The 13,786-nt window shown below is 71.8% G+C and carries 16 protein-coding genes and 3 pseudogenes; 11 read left to right on the top strand and 8 right to left on the bottom strand.

Going from position 1 to position 13,786, the window contains the following annotated elements:
- The first annotated feature begins 529 nt into the window (after window positions 1-529).
- The 3 genes from ACIQ8B_RS27010 (at window position 530) to ACIQ8B_RS27000 (ending at window position 3,468) form a co-directional block, all read left to right on the top strand.
- The gene (locus ACIQ8B_RS27010; protein WP_403550312.1) at window positions 530-1,315 is read left to right on the top strand and encodes an HAD family hydrolase; all 786 of its coding nucleotides are present in this window, start codon (window positions 530-532) and stop codon (window positions 1,313-1,315) included.
- Window positions 1,316-1,480: 165 nt separating this feature from the next.
- Complete coding sequence (locus tag ACIQ8B_RS27005) at window positions 1,481-1,681, top strand: DUF2191 domain-containing protein (RefSeq protein ID WP_106415867.1); 201 nt, start codon at window positions 1,481-1,483, stop codon at window positions 1,679-1,681.
- Window positions 1,682-1,791: 110 nt separating this feature from the next.
- The gene (locus ACIQ8B_RS27000; protein WP_403550309.1) at window positions 1,792-3,468 is read left to right on the top strand and encodes a RecQ family ATP-dependent DNA helicase; all 1,677 of its coding nucleotides are present in this window, start codon (window positions 1,792-1,794) and stop codon (window positions 3,466-3,468) included.
- 81 nt (window positions 3,469-3,549) lie between these two features.
- Here ACIQ8B_RS27000 and ACIQ8B_RS26995 read toward each other — a convergent pair whose 3' ends face one another.
- The 3 genes from ACIQ8B_RS26995 to ACIQ8B_RS26985 all read right to left on the bottom strand — a co-directional run bounded on the left by ACIQ8B_RS26995 (window position 3,550) and on the right by ACIQ8B_RS26985 (window position 4,708).
- A complete protein-coding gene (locus ACIQ8B_RS26995; RefSeq protein ID WP_106415865.1) occupies window positions 3,550-3,858 on the bottom strand; it encodes a hypothetical protein in 309 nt (102 codons plus the stop codon).
- Between the two features lie 155 nt (window positions 3,859-4,013).
- On the bottom strand, window positions 4,014-4,472 hold the full coding sequence (locus ACIQ8B_RS26990) for an excalibur calcium-binding domain-containing protein (RefSeq protein WP_403550307.1): 459 nt from the start codon (window positions 4,470-4,472) through the stop codon (window positions 4,014-4,016).
- A gap of 80 nt (window positions 4,473-4,552) precedes the next feature.
- Window positions 4,553-4,708, bottom strand: a complete 156-nt coding sequence (locus ACIQ8B_RS26985; RefSeq protein ID WP_403550305.1) for a hypothetical protein — start codon at window positions 4,706-4,708, stop codon at window positions 4,553-4,555.
- A 161-nt stretch (window positions 4,709-4,869) separates the two neighbouring features.
- On the opposite strand from ACIQ8B_RS26985, the gene ACIQ8B_RS26980 reads away from it, so the two are divergent.
- Both ACIQ8B_RS26980 and ACIQ8B_RS26975 read left to right on the top strand, forming a co-directional pair.
- Window positions 4,870-5,280 (top strand): RidA family protein, encoded by a 411-nt coding sequence (locus ACIQ8B_RS26980; protein ID WP_290009794.1) that lies wholly within the window; start codon window positions 4,870-4,872, stop codon window positions 5,278-5,280.
- Window positions 5,281-5,462: 182 nt separating this feature from the next.
- A pseudogene (locus ACIQ8B_RS26975) lies at window positions 5,463-5,835 on the top strand ((2Fe-2S)-binding protein); the annotation flags it as partial.
- Between the two features lie 30 nt (window positions 5,836-5,865).
- Here ACIQ8B_RS26975 and ACIQ8B_RS26970 read toward each other — a convergent pair.
- Window positions 5,866-6,423 (bottom strand): TetR family transcriptional regulator, encoded by a 558-nt coding sequence (locus ACIQ8B_RS26970; protein ID WP_403550303.1) that lies wholly within the window; start codon window positions 6,421-6,423, stop codon window positions 5,866-5,868.
- A gap of 265 nt (window positions 6,424-6,688) precedes the next feature.
- Here ACIQ8B_RS26970 and ACIQ8B_RS26965 point away from each other — a divergent pair, with 265 nt between their 5' ends.
- Window positions 6,689-7,567: an SGNH/GDSL hydrolase family protein gene (locus tag ACIQ8B_RS26965; RefSeq protein ID WP_403550301.1), complete on the top strand. Its 879-nt coding sequence runs from the start codon at window positions 6,689-6,691 to the stop codon at window positions 7,565-7,567.
- Window positions 7,568-7,671: 104 nt separating this feature from the next.
- Here the strand turns inward: ACIQ8B_RS26965 and ACIQ8B_RS26960 are convergent, their stop codons facing one another.
- Window positions 7,672-8,571, bottom strand: coding sequence for an SDR family NAD(P)-dependent oxidoreductase (locus tag ACIQ8B_RS26960; protein ID WP_403550299.1), 900 nt, complete (start codon window positions 8,569-8,571; stop codon window positions 7,672-7,674).
- A gap of 98 nt (window positions 8,572-8,669) precedes the next feature.
- Between ACIQ8B_RS26960 and ACIQ8B_RS26955 the strand changes: the two genes are divergently transcribed.
- Complete coding sequence (locus ACIQ8B_RS26955) at window positions 8,670-9,335, top strand: TetR family transcriptional regulator (protein ID WP_403550297.1); 666 nt, start codon at window positions 8,670-8,672, stop codon at window positions 9,333-9,335.
- A 78-nt stretch (window positions 9,336-9,413) separates the two neighbouring features.
- Here the strand turns inward: ACIQ8B_RS26955 and ACIQ8B_RS26950 are convergent, their stop codons facing one another.
- Window positions 9,414-9,767, bottom strand: coding sequence for a RidA family protein (locus ACIQ8B_RS26950; RefSeq protein WP_403550462.1), 354 nt, complete (start codon window positions 9,765-9,767; stop codon window positions 9,414-9,416).
- A 158-nt stretch (window positions 9,768-9,925) separates the two neighbouring features.
- Here ACIQ8B_RS26950 and ACIQ8B_RS26945 point away from each other — a divergent pair.
- From ACIQ8B_RS26945 to ACIQ8B_RS26930, 4 genes and pseudogenes are all read left to right on the top strand, one after another.
- Window positions 9,926-10,995: pseudogene (locus ACIQ8B_RS26945) on the top strand (helix-turn-helix transcriptional regulator).
- A gap of 89 nt (window positions 10,996-11,084) precedes the next feature.
- Window positions 11,085-11,210, top strand: a pseudogene (locus ACIQ8B_RS26940) (LD-carboxypeptidase); the annotation flags it as partial.
- Between the two features lie 183 nt (window positions 11,211-11,393).
- Complete coding sequence (locus ACIQ8B_RS26935; RefSeq protein WP_403550460.1) at window positions 11,394-12,464, top strand: protein kinase family protein; 1,071 nt, start codon at window positions 11,394-11,396, stop codon at window positions 12,462-12,464.
- A gap of 31 nt (window positions 12,465-12,495) precedes the next feature.
- Complete coding sequence (locus ACIQ8B_RS26930) at window positions 12,496-13,032, top strand: hypothetical protein (RefSeq protein ID WP_403550295.1); 537 nt, start codon at window positions 12,496-12,498, stop codon at window positions 13,030-13,032.
- Window positions 13,033-13,204: 172 nt separating this feature from the next.
- On the opposite strand, the gene ACIQ8B_RS26925 is transcribed toward ACIQ8B_RS26930, so the two are convergent.
- Both ACIQ8B_RS26925 and ACIQ8B_RS26920 read right to left on the bottom strand, forming a co-directional pair.
- Window positions 13,205-13,489, bottom strand: coding sequence for a twin-arginine translocase TatA/TatE family subunit (locus tag ACIQ8B_RS26925; RefSeq protein ID WP_403550293.1), 285 nt, complete (start codon window positions 13,487-13,489; stop codon window positions 13,205-13,207).
- 28 nt (window positions 13,490-13,517) lie between these two features.
- The coding region (locus ACIQ8B_RS26920) for a TerD family protein (RefSeq protein WP_403550291.1) at window positions 13,518-13,786 on the bottom strand (269 nt) is incomplete at its 5' end.

Raw genomic sequence — 13,786 nt, 5'->3', positions numbered from 1 at the left:
CTCGTTCGGCTCCGTAGTGAACGGCCCAAAATGTAGTGCGCCCGCGTACGCCTGGAGCAAAGAAACGTCAGCCTCACACAGCAATTGCGGCATTTCTTTCGAATCTGAACACCCAGGAGTGGAAATTGGCTTCCGAGGTGCCGCTCCTGATTCACCGTCCTCATTTTCCGTCGCATGCCGAAGCGTGATCGCTCGCCGAGCACACGCGCCGCGACTCACGTCGTCAACTGCGGGTATGACGCTGCGTCAGGAGGGCGGAAGCGGCGGACCGCGGCGACCGCTTACACCCTGATCGCCCGCGAAGGGAGCACTCGAAACGGTGATTGCCCCGATTTTCCGGGGCTAAATATCGTAGTCGTCGCAATGTTTTTCCTTTGCGGCTGATGCCCGACTACGAGTCGTCTCCGTCGGTGGGCCGCCGAAGGACACCGGCCCTCCCCGCGCTCCGTCGTCGCGGGCCCCGCCGCCTTCAGCCCCGCAGTCCCGCGACTCGTGCGACCCCTTCCGCCCTCTCCCCCAGGAGGCCACCATGACGCCGTCACTCCGCACCCTGTCGAACTGGTCGCCCGAGGCCGTCGTCTTCGACTGCGACGGCACGTTGATGGACACCGAACGTCATTGGCAGGATGCGCGGACCCGAGCCTTCCGCGAGTTCGGCCTGCTGCCTCCGCCGGGCTTCGCCGATCGCGCCAAGGGCGTGCACTACGCCGACTGCGGCCGTCTGATGGCCGAGGAGACGAACAAGCCCGAGCTGGCCGCAGACCTGACCGCGGCGCTCCTGGCGCACTTCCTGTCCCTCGTGGCCGAGGACCCGCTGACGATGCCGGGAGCTTGCGAGACGGTGCGCCTCCTCTCCGGGCGGCTGCCGCTGGCCGTGGCCAGCAACTGCCCGCTGGAAGTGGTGGAGGAGAGTCTCGGCCGCGCAGGACTGCGTCGCCACTTCCGCCACATCGTCGTGCCCACGGCGCCTCCGGGGGACGCCACCGGGCCGGGACCCGGGAGGGACGACGAACGGCCGCAGGCGGTACGGCCGAAGCCGTGGCCGGATGTGTACGCCACGGCGGCACGGCTGTGTGGGGTCCGCCCGGGAACCGCGCTGGCCGTCGAGGACTCCCTCACAGGCGTCGAGTCGGCGTGGCGTGCCGGTCTGCGGGTTCTCGGCGTGGGCCCGCTGCCCGACGACGGGAACACCGGGCGTGCCGATGCCTGGGTGACGGCTCTGGACCGTCCGGAGGTACTGGAATGGGTGCGGGACTGGCCGCGGGCCTCGTCACCGGACGCCGGGCAGGGGCACGCGCCTCACGGTTCGCTCTGACCGGCCGGGTCGGGCACCGTCACGCCGGTGAGCACCCCGCCCCGGATTGCCGGCTGCCCTCTGCCCTTCTGGCGATCAGCCGAGTCGCGCATGTGCACGAGGCCGCCGATTCCTGCCACCGGCTCGGGGCGGCTAGGGTGGGCTGTGACGCGACAGGGGGGCACCGTGGCCAAGGTCAGCATCAGTCTCGACGCCGAGCTCGTGGTCGAAGTGATGGTCCTGGCGGGGATCGGCTCGCCGCAGGACGCCGTCGAGGCGGTCGTGCGGGACTACATCGCCCGGGGGCACCGCACCGAGGCCCGGACCGGGCTCAAGGAGCAGGGCCTGCGCGAGGTCGACGTGAAGCCGCAGGAGCCGCAGGGCTGAGACGCCTCCCCCGAGGCGTGACGACGGTGCGCCTCACTGCGCATCCCCGCCCCCGCAGCGGGCACCCGGGCCGGGACCACACCGGTCAGGGCCTGGAAGGGGCGTACGCGATGGATGAGCAGGAGCGGGACGCCGAGTTGCGTCGCGTCGCCCGTGAGCGGTTCGGCTGGAGCGACCTGGGGACGGAGCAGGCCGAGGCGATGCGGGCGCTGCTGGACGGCCGTGACGTACTGGTCGTCATGCCCACCGGCTCCGGGAAGTCGGCGATCTACCAGGTGCCGACCGTGCTGCTGGACGGTCCCACCGTCGTCGTGTCGCCGCTGATCGCCCTGCAGCGCGACCAGGTGACCGGCCTGCGGGACAGCGAGGCTCCGGACGCCGTGGCCGTGAACTCCGCGCAGTCGCGGTCGGCGACCGACGAGGGCTGGCAGGCGGTCGAGGACGGCGACGCCGAGTACCTGTTCCTCTCGCCCGAGCAACTGGCCAGGAAGGACGTCCTGGAGCGGCTGCGCGGCCTGCGGCCCTCGCTGTTCGTCGTCGACGAGGCCCACTGCGTGTCCGCCTGGGGACACGACTTCCGCCCCGACTACCTCAACCTGGGTGAGGCCGCCGACCGGCTGGGCCGTCCGCCGGTCCTGGCGCTGACGGCGACCGCGGCGGCCCCCGTGCGGGAGGACATCGTCGAACACCTGCACATGCGCGATCCCCTGTTCCTGACGACCGGCACGGACCGGCCCGCCATCCGGCTGACCGTGCACACGTACACCGACGACCCTTCCAAGCGGGAAGCCGTCTCCCGCTGGACGGCCGCGGCGCGCACCCCGGGCATCCTCTACACCGCCACCCGCAAGGACGCCGAGTCGTACGCGGAGCGTCTCCGGCAGGACGGGGTGGACGCCGAGGCGTACCACGCGGGTCTGAAGGCGGCCGACCGCCGGCGGATCCAGGACGGCTTCATGGGGGGCGCTCCCGCCGTGGTCGTCGCCACCTCGGCGTTCGGGATGGGCATCGACAAGCCCGACGTGCGGTTCGTCGCGCACGCGTCCGTGCCCGAGTCGCTCGACTCCTACTACCAGGAGGTGGGGCGGGCCGGCCGGGACGGCGAACCCGCCGACGCCGTGCTGTTCTACCGGCCGGAGGACCTGGGGCTGCAGAAGTTCCTCACCGCCCGGTCCCTGGACACCGGGGCGCTCCGCCGGATCATGACCACACTGCTCGACCAGGACGCCCCGCGGAGCCGCGGTCGCACGGCGGAGCTGTGCGGGCTGTCCCGCCGGAAGACCAGCGATCTGCTGAACCTGCTGGAGGAAGCGGGAGCCGTGGCCGTCGAGGGACGGCGCCGTGCGGTACGGGCCGTGCCCGGCCGGTCGGCGCAGGAGGCCGCGGAGGCGGCGGAGGAGGTGTTCGAGCGGCGGCGCCGTATCGACCGCTCGCGCATCGAGATGATGCGCGGCTACGCGGAGACGCCGAGCTGCCGCCGTCAGTACCTGCTCGGCTACTTCGGTGAGCAGCTCGACGCTCCGTGCGGGCATTGCGACATGTGCGACCGTCTGGACAAGGAGTCCGGCGCCACGGGCGCAGGGCGTCCGGACGCCGCTCCCCTGCCCGGGGAGGCCGGGGATGCCGGTCCTTACGAGCCGAACGAGCGTGTGCGGCACGCGGATTGGGGTCCGGGCACCGTGATGCGCAGGGAGGAGGACCGGGTCGTCGTGCTCTTCGAGCAGGTCGGCTACAAGACGCTGTCGCTGACGGCCGTGGAGGAGGGGGACCTGCTGACCGGCGCCTGAGAGGCGGGGGAAGCGGGCCCGCCACCGTACGGTACGTCGGGCCCGGCCGCCGTACGGTACGTCGCCGGGCCCGGGGTCACCTCATGGGCGCGGGCGGACCCGCACCCAGCGGGGGCGTGCGTCGCTGCCGCGGCGTCCGGCCACCGACGCGCAGCGCGGGCACACCCGCTGCACCCTGTCGGCCGCGCCGCCCGACTCAGGGAACGTGTCGGGCCAGCTGACGTGCGAGAAGCGTGCGAGACGCGAACGGCTGAGGGACAGACCGCAGACGGTCTCGTTGCGGCCCGGCTCCCAGGCGTGGACCTCCCCGGCGGGCAGCCTGCGACGGCCGTCCTCCTCGTCGGTCCACTGTCCGGAGGCGGCGACGGCGTACCGCTTGCCGCGCTTCATGACACGCGCCTGGCTGCGGTGGGGCTGTTCCCGGTCATGTCTGCACCGTCCTTACCCTCGGCGGCTGTCCCTGTGCGGTCGCGGCGCCCCAGGAGAGGCGGGCGCCGCCCGCACCCGACGAGTGCCACGCGGGCCGCCGTCCCATTCCCGGCGTCCTACTCGCAACCGGTGCCGTCACCGTCGCGGTCGAGGTGCCTGCCGTAGCCGGGGTCGCCGGCGTGGACGGGGGCCGCGCCCGCGGCGCGCGCGGCGGCGCAGTTGTCGTAGTGGACGCTGCCCCCGCCTCCCCCACCACCGCTGTGGTCCTCCTCGACGGGTTCCGCGGTCACGGTCTTGGTGACCTTCACCTTGACCTCGGCCGTCTCCGTCTCCGTGACCGTCACGGTCGGGGCGGGTTCCGGCTCCGCGGTGGGTGCGGCGGTCGTCGTGGCGGTGACGGTCGCCGTCGGCCGGGCTTCGGCCGCCAGGGGCTTGGCGTCGCCCTTCGCGCTGCCGTCATCGGTGGCGCCCGCCCCGATGCCGATGAAGAAGGCGAAGCCGAGCGCGGGCAGTACGTACCGCTTGCGCGCCCACTTCGGCGCGGTACGGCCTCCCGGTGTGTACGGATCGGTCATGACGCCCCCCGAGGTGTTAGTTGAAGCACGAACTGTAGCGGCTGCGTGAAGAACATATGAAGCCTCGGGGTGAGTCCGCGTCAGCAGTCCGGGGCGGGCAGGCAGTCCAGACCGGTGTCGCGCATGAGACGGTCCCCGGTTTCGGCCAGGACGCTGTCGGCGGTGACGACGGTTCCGGCGCCGCCGGGCAGGAGGCCCCGCGGGCGGTACCACTCGCGCAGGCGGCTCTCGTCCACGGTGCTCGCGATCGGCTTGGCGGCATGGCGGGTGAGGGTCTCGTCGAGGGGGGCGTCCAGGCAGTAGGCGTGGGTCCGGCCGCGGCGGCTGAGACCGCGGCAGTCGGCGCGGGCGGAAAATGTGATGCGCCGAGGTCGGTCAGGTCACCAGAATCACGTGTATGACGGCCGAGATCACGCGCATCAATCCGCCTCAGCTCCATGCGACTCCGGGGTACCACCACATCACCGTCGTGGAGGCGGGCCGGACGGCTCATCTGGCGGGTCAGTGCCCGTTCGACCCCACGGGGAAGCTCGTGGGCCCGGGTGATCTGGACGCCCAGATCGACCAAGTGGCGGCCAATGCCGCCACGGCTCTGAACGCGGTGGGCGCCGGGCCGGAACACGTCGTCCGCTCGCTGATCTACGTGGTCAGCGACGACGTCGCGGTCCTGGGTGACGCCTGGCGACGCCTGACCGCATCGGTCATCGGACCGGCGTTCACCACTGCGAGCACGCTCCTGGGCGTCGCCCGGCTCGGCTTCCCCGGCCAACTGGTCGAGGTCGACCTGACAGCGGCGCTGCCGGACTGAGGGGCAGCACCCGAGCCGAGATCGCCCACGCCCGGTCGCTGCGCGAACCCGTGCGGTTCGCGCACCCCGAGGCCGGCCCCGACGCCTGACCGCCCGCCCCTGCCTGCCGGTCGGGGACACCGGGTTCTCCGAGGCGTTCTTCCAGCTGCCGCAGTCGATGCCGTACGACTTCGGCGTGAACGAAGTACGGGTGCGGCATCGACGTCTGCAAGGCGTGCACGAGCCATCTCAGCGGCCGGGCGGGCGGTGAGCCCCTGCGCGGTCCCCGTCGGCGCGCTGGAGCCGGCCGACGGGATCACCACCGCCGAAGGGCTCGCCGGCACGGTGGACGCCGGACCGCATCCGACGCAGCAGGCGTGGCTGGACCAGGACGTGGCGCAGTGCGGTTACTGCCGGCCGGGGCAGATCACGGCCGCGGTCGCCCTGGTCCGCCGTGTCGCGGAGGAGGGCCGCGAGGTCACGGACGACGACCTGGACGGCATCCGCGACATCTGCCGCTGCGGCACGTGCCCGCGTGTCCGCGAGGCGATCAGGGCAGCGGCCGGGGAGATGTGAGGGGCGGTGCGCGGACGGGCCCCGGCGGGGTCAGGAGGTCCGGGGAGTCAGCACCTCCTGGAGGAGGGCGCCGTACCGGGACACCAGTTCCGTGCGGTCCATGCGGAGCAGACCCTGGTCCCCGGCCACCCACAGGGCGTAGAGAAGTCCTCCCGCCACGGCGGCGGCCATCCGCGCGCGGACGTCGGCGTCGGGGCCGCTCAGGCGACGGCGCAGGGGTTCGACGAAGAGATGCTCGTGCGTGTCCCGCAGCCGGTCGTGGATGTGCGGTTCATCGCCGCCGTGAACCAGGGCGAGGAAGACGCCCCGTGCGGAACCGCCGAGGTCGAGGAGGAGTTCGGCGAGCCGTTCCCCCAGGTGCTCCAGTGGCACGTCGAGCAGGGGTTCGTCGTCGAGCGTCAGATGCATCGTCTCCAGGAACAGAAGCTCCTTGCTCTTGAAGTGACGGATCACCAGTGCGGGATCCGTGCCGGCCTCGGCCGCGATCTGGCGGACGGTGGTCCTCGAGAAGCCCCTGCTCCGGAAGAGCCGGGCGGCGGCCGAGTGGATGGACTCGCGGGTCGACGCGCTGGAGCCGGTCTGCAGCATGCCGGTCAGGATAGGCGGCCGGGCGCTTCGCACCTGCGCGTTCGCTCTTTCACAGCGGCCGCTCCCAGCTTGCGTGCGTGTTTCGAGAAGTTCGGTCAACAATGTTGACTCCAGCCCGGGGCGGCTGCACATTACTTGACGGTAGAACCACCCGGTAACCGCCCGGCCGGGCACTCCTCCCCGCCCCCGACCACCCTGTCCCCTCGGCCGGCGGGCCCTGCCGGCCGCCGCACCCGCAGCCCCGTCCCCTCCGGAAAGGGATCACATGCAGAAGCACGTCTCGCGCCGCAATGTCATGACCACATCACTCGCGCTCGCCGGCGCGCTCGCCCTGAGCGTCACGGCCGGCGGCACGGCCCAGGCTTCCGACCCGCTGAAGTACGTCGCCCTCGGCGACAGTTACAGCGCCGGCTCGGGCGTGCTGCCCGTGGACACGAGCAACCTGCTGTGCCTGCGCTCCACGGCGAACTACCCGAACGTGATCGCGGACCGGACGGGCGCCGAACTGAAGGACGTGACCTGCGGCGCCGCCCAGACGAAGGACTTCACCTCGTCGCAGTACCCCGGCGTCCCGCCCCAGGTGAACGCCCTCAGCGCGGACACCGACCTGGTGACGCTGACGATCGGCGGCAACAACAACGGCACCTTCATCAACGCCATCACCTCCTGCGGCAGCGCGGGCCTCCTCACCGTGGGCAGGGGCAGCCCCTGCAAGGACAAGTACGGCACGGCCTTCACGGACCAGATCGAGAAGAACACGTACCCCGCGCTGAGGAGCGCCCTGCGGGCCGTACGCGCCAAGGCGCCCAACGCCCGCGTGGCGGTGCTGGGTTACCCCTGGATCACCCCGGAGAAGGCCGACCCGTCGTGCTACCTGAAGCTGCCGATCGCCTCCGGCGACGTGCCCTACCTGCGTGACGTGCAGACGCACCTGAACGCGGCGGTCGAGCGCGCCAGCAAGGAGACCGGTGCGACCTTCGTGGACTTCTCCCGGGTCTCGGACGGTCATGACGCGTGCAAGCCCGGCGGAACTCGCTGGATCGAGCCGCTGCTCTTCGGCACCAGCGTCGTGCCGGTCCATCCCAACGCCCTCGGTGAGCGGCGGATGGCGGAGCACACCATGGAGGTTCTCGGATTGCGGTGAGGCCGGCGCGTGGCGCCCGGTCCGCGGTGACCGGGCGCCACGTCCGTCACGGCCGGTCAGTGACCGAGGGCGGCGGTGGGCGTGCGCCGCCCCGTGGAGGCGTTCTAGACGGGGAACGTCACCCCCGTCAGTTCCTCGGAGACGGCCCACAGACGCTGCTGCACGGCCCGGTCGTGGGAGTCGCGGCTGGACCGCACCGGCTTCGGGTGGCCGCGGAGCTCCAGGCGGCCGCCGGGGCCGTAGTACTGACCGCCGCGCACCTCGGGATCGGTGGCCGCGCGCACCGTGGGCAGGGCCCCCATCGCGGCGTTCTGGGTGAGCAAGGGCGCGAGCCGGGCGATGGGCAGGCGGAACACGGCGGGCGCGTTGCGGATCAGCTCGGTGTCGGACACGCCGGGGTGGGCGGCCACCGCGAGCGTGGTGCCGTGCGGTGCGAGCCGGCGCTGCAGCTCGTACGTGAACATCAGATTGGCCAGCTTGGACTGCCCGTACGCGGCCACGCGACTGTACGAGCGTTCCCAGTTCAGGTCGTCGAAGTGGATGGCGGCGCGGATGCGGTGGCCGCCGCTGCTGACCGTGACGACACGGGAGCGGGGGGTGTCCAGGAGCCGGTCGAGCAGCAGGCCGGTGAGGGCGAAGTGGCCGAGGTGGTTCGTGCCGAACTGCAGCTCGAAGCCGTCGGCGGTGGTCCGCTTCGGCGGGTGCATCACGCCGGCGTTGTTGATCAGCAGGTCGATGCGCGGATGCGCGGCACGCAGGTCGGCCGCCGCGGACCGGATCGAGTCGAGAGAGGCCAGGTCGAGAGCCTGCACACCGACGTCGCCGGCGATGCGGGCGGCGGCCCGCCCGCCCTTCTCGACGTCCCGGACCGCCAGCACGACCGTGGCCCCGCGCCCGGCGAGCATCCGGGCCGTCTCGAAGCCCAGCCCGGTGTTGGCGCCGGTCACGACCGCTACCCGGCCCCGTTGATCGGGGATGTTCCGCTCGTCCCAGTCGTCACCCATCACGCACCCCTGACGAACCACCGGTCTGTTGTCGCCGAACGTAAGAGACCGGCGGTACGATGTCAAGAGACCGATGGTCTTTAAGCTAGGGTGCGGTCATGACCTTCCAGCGGGCGCGAAGTGAGGAGCAGCGGGCGATCCGCCGCCGGGCGATCCTGGACACGGCGGCGGCGATGCTGGACGAGATGCCCGTGGCGGAGGTCAGCCTCAACGAGCTCAGCCGGCGGGTGGGCCTGGCCAAGTCGAACGTCCTGCGCTACTTCGAGTCACGCGAGGCGGTGCTGCTCGAACTGCTCGACGACTTCCTGGGCGGCTGGCTGGAGGTCCTGGCGGACGAACTGGCCGAGGGCGTCGACGCGGAGGCGGCGCCGGAGGTGCGTGCGCGCCAGCTGGCCGAGGTGATCAGCCGGTCGCTGGCGGACCGTACGGTGCTGTGCGACCTCTTCGGCGCGCAGGGCGCCGTCCTCGAGCGCAACGTCTCGGTCGAGGTGGTCAAGCGGCACAAGCGGGCCTCCCTCGCGAAGCTCGCGACCATGTCCGGCCTGGTGCGACGCCATGTGCCCGAGACCGGTGACGACGCCCGGCTGTTCTGCCTGATGGCCCTGGCCACGGCGGGCGCCCTGGGGACGTACGTCCCACCGCCGCCCAGCGTCCTCGCCGCCTACGCGGAGGAGCCGGCCCTCGGCGTGCTCCACCAGGAGCTGCCGGACGCCCTGCGGTCCACCATCACCTCGCTGCTGCTGGGGGTGCTCCCCCGCTCCTGAGCGACTCCTCGGACGGCGGACGGTGTGCGACCGGTCCGCCGCCGTCATGCGCGGACGAAGGGGTCCGTGCCGGGGGTGCTACGCGACCGCGGTGCCTTCGAGCTCGACCATCTGCCCGGGGATCGCCAGGCGGGTCACGCCGAGCATGGTGGTGGTCGGTGCGACGCCGGCCGCGCCCAGGCGGCCCGCCAGCACACCGTAGTGCTGGACCAGCAGGTCGAGGTCGGTCGTGTAGACGTTCAGCCGGACCAGGTTCGCCAGCGACATGCCGGCCCCGGTGAGCACCGTCTCGACGTTGTCGACGCTGAGGGCCAGTTGGGCCGCCATGTCGCCGTCGTGCTCGGGCTTGCCGTCCTCGCTCATCGCGGTCTGGCCGGAGATGTACAGGGTGCGGGAGTGCCCCGAGACGACCTCGCCCTGGTTGAAGCCCATCCCCGCCGACCACGACACCGGGTTGACCGCGTTGCGTTCCCTCACCGCTCCGCCCCTTCGTCGGGTTGTCGTTGTTCCGCACGCCGGTGACCGGACCGTTCCGCCCTGCTCCGACGCCGTGCGGTGAAGCCTCGCAGGGAAACGTGACATCTCTGGTCATGTATTTCGTCAGGGTCTTTCCCCTGCGCGCCGACCGCCTGGTGTCCCTCGTGCTCCTACTGCGTCAACGAGGCCGGATGACCGCGGAGGCACTCGCCCGTGAGAGGGAGGTGTCCACCCGGACGGTGCTGCGTGACATGGAGGCGCTGTCCGCGGCGGGCGTCCCGGTCTACGCGGAACGCGGCCGGCACGGCGGGTTCGCGTTGCTGCCGGACTTCCGGACGGCACTCACCGGCCTCACCCACGACGAGGCGCTCGCCCTGCTGGTCGTCGGATCGCGGCGCGGAGCACAGCTGTTCGGGCTCGGGTCGGCGCTCGCGTCGGCCGTGCTGAAGGTGGTCGACGCACTGCCCGAGGGGGTGCGGGCAACGGCGGCGGGCGCGGCGCAGCGGGTGCTGTTCGACCCGGAGACGGATCTGCTGGCGCGGCCGGTGGCTCCTGACGAGGTGCCCGACGCGGTAGCGGCGGAGGCGCGGCGGGCGGTGTTCGGCGGACACCGGCTGCGCATCCGCTACGCGGCGGCGAACCGGCCCCCGAAATGGCGCACGGTGGACCCGATCGGCCTGGTCACCGTCAAGGGCCACGGTTATCTGTTGGCCAAGCGGGGGACGCAGGACCGTACGTACCGGTTGTCCCGCTGGCGGCCGAGGAGCTCGACGAACCGGCGCAGCGATCGGACACCGTCGACCTGGACCGCGCCTGGCGCGACCGCGAGGTGCGGTTCCGCATGGGCGGTGACACCACGGAGGTGCTGGTGCGCGTGGATCCGGCGCGCCGGGAGCGGTTGGTCTCCACGGCCCTGGCGGTGCGCGGCGAGGGGACCGATGCGGACGGCCGGCTGCGGCTGACCGTCGTGTTCCAGGACCCACGGCACGCGGAGTGGGCGCTGTGGGAGCACGCGCCCGGGGCGGAGGTGCCGGCTCCGGAGTGGCTGCGCGCAGGGCTGGGTGAGCGTGCGAGGGCGGTGGCGGCTCTGTACGACCGCCCGGTCGGGGAGCCGGAGCCGAACGCGCCCCGTGCAGGCCGTACACACCCTGCGGGCGACGGCGGCGCGTCACCCGGGCGTTGAAGACGGCTGTCGCCCGGTACGGCGCTGCGCCACGATCCACGCATGGCGATGCGATACCCGTCTGCCCGCGTCCCGGTGACCGTGTCGGTGTGACCTCTCCGCCGAGCGGAGTCCCGGAGGCACTGCGCGCACGGCTGGAGGTGGCCCTCCATGACGTGCGGGCACGTGGGTACGAGGTCGTCGTCGGGGAGTGCACGGACGGTTCGGGGCACATCAGCGCCCCGGCCGCCGAGCGTGCGGCCGAACTGATGTCGATGCTCACCGACCCCATGGTGCACTCGGCGGGTCGGAGTGAGCTGACGGACGGCGGGCGGCGGGCCGGGAGTCTCCGGTGCTCGGGGAGGGTACGGTGGTGCGTTTCACTCCGTGAACGGGAGGCATGTGTGGAGCACCGTGACATGTCCCGCGGTGCTCGCCTGGCGGCCCATGGGGCCGTGTCCACATCGCTGGCACTGTGCAGTGACCGCGAGCTGCGCGAACGCGTGGATGCCGGGAGGCCGACCGGTTCCGGCATCGGCGGGCAGACAGTGCTGTTGGACGTCGCCGGCACGCCGGTGTTCGTGAAGCGGATACGCCTGACCGATCTGGAGCGGCGACCGGAGAACCTGCACTCCACGGCGAACCTGTTCGAACTGCCGCTCTTCTGTCACTACGGAGTCGGCACGATCGGCGGCCCGGGCTTCGGCGCCTGGCGGGAGCTGGCCGTGCATCACATGACGACGAACTGGGTGATCGCGGGAGAGTACGAGGGCTTTCCGTTGATGCACCACTGGCGCATGCTGCCGGACCGCGGACACCCGCTCCCCGAGGAACTGGCCGATGTCGAGCGCGCCGTCGCCTACTGGGGAGGCGGGGCCGAGGTGCGCCGGCGCATCGAGTCCCTGCAGCGGTCCTCGGCCGGTCTCCTCCTGTTCATGGAGTACATACCGCGGAACCTGCACGACTGGCTGAGCGAGCGGATGGGCGCCGGCGAGGAGGCCGCCGAGCGGGCGTGCGCCATGGTGGACGACGAGCTGAGAGCCGGCATCTCGTTCATGAACGCCAACGGGCTGCTGCATTTCGACGCGCACTTCGAGAACATCCTCACCGACGGCCGGCGGCTCTTCTTCACCGACTTCGGCCTCGCGTTCTCCTCCCGCTTCGAACTCGCGCGGGCTGAGGCCGACTTCCACGAACGGCACCGCGCGTACGACCAGTACTACGCCGTCACCCATCTCGTGAACTGGCTGGCCGCGGCTCTGCTGGGATGCCACGCGGAAGAGCGAAGGGCGTTCGTGCGGGCCTGCGCGGAAGGGGCCTGCCCCCGGCAGATGCCGGCCGCGGTCGCTGCCGTCGTGGCCCGGTACGCTTCGGTGGCCGACGTGATGGGGGATTTCTGTCGCCGGTTCCAGGCGGGGAGCCGGACGACTCCTTTCCCGGTCGAGATGCTCCGGCGGGTCGGGGAGCCGCCGTTCCCGGCAGGGACGTGAGATGCGTGATCAGGGGAGGACAGGGGGTTCCATGGATGCGTTCGCGTACGCGCCCGCCGAGGACGCGCTCTTCGGCGCGGTGGAGATCGAGCTCGACCATGAGGGCGGGACGCTGCGTGTGGGCGGCGGCGGGCTGCCGTCGGTCGGGATCCGGCGAAGCCCGGGCACTCCCCTGAAGACCCGTGTGCCGATCGGCACGCGCGACCCTGACCGGCTCACGCTGCTCGTCGACGGGGTCCAGGAGACACTGCGGCCTGCGAAGGGGTTTCTGACGCGGAGGTCGTATCGGGTGGAGGTCGTCTCGGCGGCTCGCCGATGCCGGCATGTGCTGGTGCCGGACTCCCTCGACACCAGTCGCCTGCTGCGAGGCAAGCGGCGGCTCGGCGTCTTCACCTCGGCCGGCGACGGGAAGGTGACCGTCATGTGGGACAGCACCGACGGCCGTCCGGAGACTGGCGCGGAGCCCTACGACGCCTCCGTGGGATACGCGCTCGCCGCTGCCTTCGGGACCGGTGCCGAGCCGATGTGGAATCTGGCTCTGGAAGCCGCACTGGAGCTGTGGCCGTGACGCCGGTGCCTGAGGTGTTCGTGCGGAGGAGGCCGGAGCGGGCGGAGCGCGCGATGACGTGCGACGTGTGTGGGCACCGGATGCGGGAGCGGCCGCCGGGCTCATCGCGCTCCGGTCACCTGCCCCTCCCGGCCCTTGGGCAAGAAGTCCAAGGGCCGGGGATCGCGCGGAACTACGGGCGGCCGGTCTGCGGCGGCATGCCGTCCGGGTGCTGGTCGGTGCCCCGGAAGGCGCCCGTGGACGGGTGCTCCACGCGGCCCGGGATCGTCTCGCCCTGGACGACCCGCGGGGGTGTGTCCGTCGCCTGCTTCTCCTCCGCCTGCTTCATGGCGCGCGCCTCGGCCTTGAGGATGCGGGCCGACTTGCCCGCGTTGCGGGCCAGTTCGGGGCCCTTCTTGGCCAGGACGAGCGCGATGACGACGATGAGGATGATGGCCAGTTCGCTCAGTCCGAACATGGTTTCCCGCTCCCTCTGTCTTCCCGGGTCAGACGTTCACGCCGAAATCGGCGGCGATCCCGGCCAGACCGGAAGCGTAACCCTGCCCGACGGCGCGGAACTTCCAATCGGCGCCGTGACGGTAGAGCTCGCCGAAGACCATCGCGGTCTCGGTGGAGGCGTCCTCGGACAGGTCGTAGCGGGCGATCTCGGCGCCGCCGCTCTGGTTGACGACGCGGATGAAGGCGTTGCGGACCTGGCCGAAGCTCTGGCCGCGGTTCTCGGCGTCGTGGATGGAGACGGGGAACACGATCCGGT

Origin of the sequence: Streptomyces sp. NPDC096105 (genome assembly GCF_044763335.1) — a bacterium.
In the GTDB taxonomy this organism is placed as follows: domain Bacteria; phylum Actinomycetota; class Actinomycetes; order Streptomycetales; family Streptomycetaceae; genus Streptomyces.
This window is presented reverse-complemented; position numbering and strand designations above follow the sequence as displayed.

Coding starts and splice junctions, on each gene's coding strand:
- ACIQ8B_RS26960 (WP_403550299.1), bottom strand. CDS start 8,571: ATGGGTGACGACTGGGACGAGCGGAACATCCCCGATCAACGGGGCCGG.
- ACIQ8B_RS27010 (WP_403550312.1), top strand. CDS start 530: ATGACGCCGTCACTCCGCACCCTGTCGAACTGGTCGCCCGAGGCCGTC.
- ACIQ8B_RS26930 (WP_403550295.1), top strand. CDS start 12,496: ATGGATGCGTTCGCGTACGCGCCCGCCGAGGACGCGCTCTTCGGCGCG.
- ACIQ8B_RS26995 (WP_106415865.1), bottom strand. CDS start 3,858: ATGAAGCGCGGCAAGCGGTACGCCGTCGCCGCCTCCGGACAGTGGACC.
- ACIQ8B_RS26990 (WP_403550307.1), bottom strand. CDS start 4,472: ATGACCGATCCGTACACACCGGGAGGCCGTACCGCGCCGAAGTGGGCG.
- ACIQ8B_RS26925 (WP_403550293.1), bottom strand. CDS start 13,489: ATGTTCGGACTGAGCGAACTGGCCATCATCCTCATCGTCGTCATCGCG.
- ACIQ8B_RS26935 (WP_403550460.1), top strand. CDS start 11,394: ATGTCCCGCGGTGCTCGCCTGGCGGCCCATGGGGCCGTGTCCACATCG.
- ACIQ8B_RS27000 (WP_403550309.1), top strand. CDS start 1,792: ATGGATGAGCAGGAGCGGGACGCCGAGTTGCGTCGCGTCGCCCGTGAG.
- ACIQ8B_RS26950 (WP_403550462.1), bottom strand. CDS start 9,767: ATGGGCTTCAACCAGGGCGAGGTCGTCTCGGGGCACTCCCGCACCCTG.
- ACIQ8B_RS26955 (WP_403550297.1), top strand. CDS start 8,670: ATGACCTTCCAGCGGGCGCGAAGTGAGGAGCAGCGGGCGATCCGCCGC.
- ACIQ8B_RS26965 (WP_403550301.1), top strand. CDS start 6,689: ATGCAGAAGCACGTCTCGCGCCGCAATGTCATGACCACATCACTCGCG.
- ACIQ8B_RS26980 (WP_290009794.1), top strand. CDS start 4,870: ATGACGGCCGAGATCACGCGCATCAATCCGCCTCAGCTCCATGCGACT.
- ACIQ8B_RS26970 (WP_403550303.1), bottom strand. CDS start 6,423: ATGCTGCAGACCGGCTCCAGCGCGTCGACCCGCGAGTCCATCCACTCG.